General features: G+C 32.7%; 2 protein-coding genes and 1 pseudogene. All 3 read left to right on the top strand.

The window, feature by feature from the left end; translation table 11 throughout:
• Nucleotides 1-193, top strand: a pseudogene (locus TY19_RS10185) (IS1 family transposase); the annotation flags it as partial.
• A gap of 310 nt (nucleotides 194-503) precedes the next feature.
• Nucleotides 504-1,796: a hypothetical protein gene (locus TY19_RS10180; RefSeq protein WP_042282264.1), complete on the top strand. Its 1,293-nt coding sequence runs from the start codon at nucleotides 504-506 to the stop codon at nucleotides 1,794-1,796.
• 82 nt (nucleotides 1,797-1,878) lie between these two features.
• Nucleotides 1,879-3,120: hypothetical protein (locus TY19_RS10175; RefSeq protein ID WP_042282261.1), on the top strand; the 1,242-nt coding region annotated here is incomplete at its 3' end.

The following is a 3,120-nucleotide window of genomic DNA, read 5'->3' as shown; positions in this document are numbered from 1 at the left end:
AAGTAGATGAGCTATGGAGTTTTGTAGGAAATAAGAAAAATGATCAGTGGTTATGGCTCGTCTTACATAAAAAAAGTCGCCAAGTGCTTGCCAGGCAAGTGGGTCCTCGAGATAAAAAAACCGCTGAGCTTCTTTTTGCAAAACTACCCGAATCATTAAAAAAGCTCTTTATTTCGCTGATAAATTTAAAGTTACAATTAGAATTATTTACTTCAATAAATTTTAAAATTAAACAGCATATAGGTAAATAAGGAGGCTTTAAAAGAACTTTCATTAAGCGATTTTTCAGTTTCAAAAATAAAACGATGAAAGTTTAGAAAATAAGCTACGTAAATTTATGAGCATTGATAAATTAACAATTCGAAGAAAGAAAAAAGGTTGACTTAAAAACTTTAAAATTTTTTTATGGGTTTATAAATATTTTTTTATCCATTAACAGTGAAAAATATTTATAAAAAATAAATTTTTTAAGTTAAATTCAAACATTTTCAAGAGGTGATACTATGGAAGCTCAAACTTTGAATATTTATTCACAACAAAGCTTAAATCAATTGATTGAAGCTGCTATGAATAGGCAAAATCAAGAAGCAGAGACAAGAAATAGAGAATTAATAGAAAGGATTAATGAGACCTCTGAACTAATTTTGAAGTGTAATCAACAAGTTTGCATTCTACAGAAAGATAATATTGAACTTAAAAAAGATAATGTTAAATTTAAAGAGACAATGCTTAACCAAGAGCAACAAATAAATCTCCTTCAGAATGAATTTCAAACAGTTCAAAGTAATTTGAAAAAAACCGAAGAAACGTTAAATGAAAAAGTCAAGCAAATAGCAGAAATTCAAGTAACGCTTAAAAAATATGAAAAAGAAAAACAAGAACTTTCTGAGAGAAATGCAAGACTTATCAATAAAAATGCCGAACTTGTCAAGGAAAAAGAGAGTTTAAATACGACATTAGAAGGTTTACACAAAGAAAAAACTGAACTTGAAAATCAAAAGAAAACACAGCAAGAAGAAATAGAAAAACTCAAAAAAGATTTAAGTGAAGCACAAAGTCGCTATTCTGAGTTAGAAAGAAGTAGTAATTCAGAGATTTCTGAAAAAACAAGAATAATTGCTAATGAAAAGCTTAAATGTGAAAATCTTACTCAGGAAGGCATTTTAATTAGAAAAGATCGCGATCAAGCAAAACAGAGATTGGCAGAAGAAGAAGCAGGACATACTCAAACAAGACGGCGATTGCTTAAAGAACAAGCAGATCATACCCATGCAAAACAGAGATTAGTTCAAGAACAAGCAGGCCATACACAAGCAAGACAGAGGTTGGCTGAAAAAGAAGTAGCACATGTCCAAATGGCACAAAAATTAGACCAAACTCAACACGAGCTAAATCAATCCCAGCAAGTAATAGCAAGACAACAAACGGATTACCAAAAGCTTGAAAATAAACTAAAAGAGATTGACAATAGACTTGTATCTCAAGAAGAATTAAAAAAATTGAGCAGCAAAATTCAATCCAGAGAAGAAATCAAAGAACTTATTACGCGTCTTAGCTTAATAAATTTAAATGATTTAAATGAACTTCAAAATTGGGTTAAAGATTGTACAACAGCGTTTGGGTTTAATGAGGATGAACGGCACAAATTAGAAAGTAATTTATCAAATCTGCTGAGTAAACCTGGATTTTTTACATGGCAAAACATGTTAAGAGAGGGAATAGTATTTGGTTTAGGGGGAGCTTCGATCGCTTATTTGCCCTTGTTAATCAGTTTGTTATCTAAGCTAATTAAATAGTTTTTTGCTAAAACACAGGTTGGAAAAAAAATCTAACCTGTGTATAATATTGATTATATCTTTTCATACAATGGAGTATGCTATGTTATCTTCTTCATCACTTGAAGCTCAGCAAGTTAATGCTTTCCTTCAAACACTTGTTGATCGCATGCAAGAAGAACTCGACCATCCTTCCCCAGAGAATGAAGTTGACCCTTCCGCAACGTTAGAAGACTACTGCCGCAATTTTTTTCTCAAAAAAGATTATTCAGAACAGTTGGAAGAGCAAAATCAACTTTTGCGCAAACTTATTTTGCAGCGAAAAATCTACATCTTTAATTTGAAGAAAAAAAATTCTCTTACCAACGCTGCCTGCCATAAAATTGATAGCGGTTGTCGCAAAATTGATGAAAAACTTTCCACTATTATTCCTCAAATTCAGGATTTAGAAGCCCAACAACAAGAATTTAAGCAAACGGTTGCAGAAACTTGCCTTATCCAGGCTGAAACAAGGGAAACCATTGGGCAAATTCAGGCAGAGATTGAGGGAATAAGAGTGTATACTTCTATTCCCACTCAAGAAGAACTAGATAACGGAAAAGAACAAAATCCACTACTGGCATCCATGCAAACGCAATGTGAAATACTGCGCTCTCACATAGACTTTATGAATACAATAAATGAGAAAAAATCCGCTGATTTAAAGGCATTCAATCAAGCCTTTCAAGAACTTCAAGAATCTTATGAGGAACTAGAAATTCTTAGGCAAGAAATAAAACAGTTTCAACAAGATGATGAAGAGTTTGTAAAAGGTGTAGAAGAGCTTCGAGAAGATGGCAAACAGCTTGCACAAGCAGTGGAAGAGCTTGGAGAAGATAACAAACGGTTTGCACAAGCAGTGGAAGAGCTTGGAGAAGATAACAAACGGTTTGCACAAGGAGTAGAAAAGTTTGGAGAAGATAACGAACGGCTTGCGGAAGAAACAAATAAGCTAACTGAAGGTGTACAAGCCCTTAAAATCGATATAAAAGAAATCGATCAAACACATGAAAGGTTGGAAAACCGGTTACAAGAAATACAAGAAACTGAGCGATTAATGAAAAAAATTACCAAACTATTTAATTCCTCTCAAGTTTCAGATTCGCAAACGTCAACAACGCAAACTTCTCTAACAGGCGTAAATTTACACTCGCAGCAAACAACAAAACGTAAAATTACATTTCTTGGTTCAATCAAAAACTTAATATTTCATTCATCTTCTCGTAAAAATTTTTCGACTTCATTCTTAAATCAGATTCGTTTAATTTTTGCTTGGATTGGTATTTTTCAAATTGCCAATGCGATT

It is taken from the genome of Candidatus Protochlamydia sp. R18, assembly GCF_000648255.1.
In the GTDB taxonomy this organism is placed as follows: Bacteria; Chlamydiota; Chlamydiia; order Chlamydiales; family Parachlamydiaceae; genus Protochlamydia; species Protochlamydia amoebophila.
This window is presented reverse-complemented; position numbering and strand designations above follow the sequence as displayed.

Excerpts from the sequence above, each read along its gene's own strand:
- TY19_RS10180 (WP_042282264.1), top strand. The coding sequence starts at position 504 with ATGGAAGCTCAAACTTTGAATATTTATTCACAACAAAGCTTAAATCAA.